Here is a 1,539-nt window from a genome sequence, read left to right as displayed (position 1 = left end):
GGAAATACCGGGGTGCCACCGTGGTCAGGACGGCGACGACGGCGGCTATGACCAGCAGGTGCTCCGGGAGCCCGACCCCCAGGGTGGATAATCCGGCGCCGATCAGGGCACCGACGAACGCGCCGCCGCTGAAGGCCGCGTGGAACTGCGGCATGATGGTGCGCCCGAGCCGGTGTTCGACGTCGGCACCTTCAATGTTCTGCGAAACATCCCACAACCCGACGCCTATCCCGAAGAAGAACAGGGCAATGGCAGTCCCAGGGATGGAGGCCGCCATCAGGGAGAGCGCGACGCCGACACCGGCCGCCGCGGCCACGAGTCCGGCGCTGCGGACGGTGTTGGCGGTGCCGATCCGGCCGACGACGAACCCGGCCGTCGGCAGGGCGATCAGCGAACCGACCGCGACGCACAGCAGCAGGGTTCCCATCTGGCCCGCGGTGATCTGCAGGATCTCCGTCACGGCCGGGATGCGGGCTGCCCAGCTGGCGAAAACTAATCCGTTGATCCCGAAGACAAGGAAAGTCGCCCCGGTGGCAGCCTTGAGTTGCGGGACGGTTGCGGTACTGGTCATACGATCACTGCTTCCACCGAGTGCTGGGCGAGTTGGTCAAGTTCTTCAGGGCTGAGCTGCCGGTCGGTCACGATGGCATCCACGGCGTCCAGGGATGCGACGAGGGCGACGGCGGTGGCGTTCCATTTGGCGGCGGCACAGGCGACGATCACCCGGGCGGCGGATTCGAGGCCGGCGCGTTTGACTGCGGCGTCGTCGAGGTCGTGGGCCAACAGCCCGTCCTTGAGGTTCAGGGCGCAGGGCGTGACGACGGCGGTGTCGAAGCGCAGCGAGCGGATGTTGGATTCCGTCATCGGCCCCCGGAAGGAAAGTTCGCCGGGGACGAGGCTGCCGCCGGGCATCAGGAGTTCGGGGCGGCGCCCGGCCGGACCGTCGTCCGCGGACAGCGCGGTGACGGCCCGCAGCGACATCGGCATGATCGTCATCTCACGCTGGCGCAACTGGCGGGCGATCTCCGTGGCGGTGGTGCCGCTGTCCAGCCAGACGTGTCCACGGTCCGCGAGCATGGCCGCCACCCCGGCGGCGATCCGCATCTTGGCGGTGTGGTCCTCGAGTTCGCGTTGCCCGTAGTGCGGGTTTTCGCCGCCGAAAACGAGGCTCTTGGCTCCGCCGTGGACCCTCCGCAACACGCCGTGCAGGGCCAGGATGTCGAGGTCACGGCGATGGTGGCGCCGGAGGCGCCGCAGGCGGCCGTCAGATCGTCCACCGTCACGTGCTCCCGGTCGCGCAGCAGTCCGCCGATCAGGCGGTGCCGCTCATCAGTGTTCATGCTCAAATGCTAGCGGCTGGTGATCATTTAATCATTTGTTGCGCGTTTCAAATAGCAACGCGGGGTCACTTAGCGCCCATAACCGCCCCCGGAATGGGCGGTATCTGACCCCGCATTGCTTAGTGGACCCCGCGATGGCTCTAGCGGGCGCGCTCGACGCGCTTTTCGTCCCAGACCGGTTCGGCGGACTCGTAGACCC

2 pseudogenes are annotated in these 1,539 nt (G+C 67.6%); both read right to left on the bottom strand.

Annotation, left to right across the window (positions count from 1 at the left end):
• Nucleotides 1-571 (bottom strand): annotated as a pseudogene (locus LQV45_RS31465) (MFS transporter); the annotation flags it as partial.
• Nucleotides 568-1,340: pseudogene (locus LQV45_RS31460) on the bottom strand (DeoR/GlpR family DNA-binding transcription regulator). The pseudogenes LQV45_RS31460 and LQV45_RS31465, both read right to left, overlap by 4 nt.
• Nucleotides 1,341-1,539: the final 199 nt, after the last annotated feature.

Source organism: Microbacterium sp. Bi128 (genome assembly GCF_918698205.1).
This window is presented reverse-complemented; position numbering and strand designations above follow the sequence as displayed.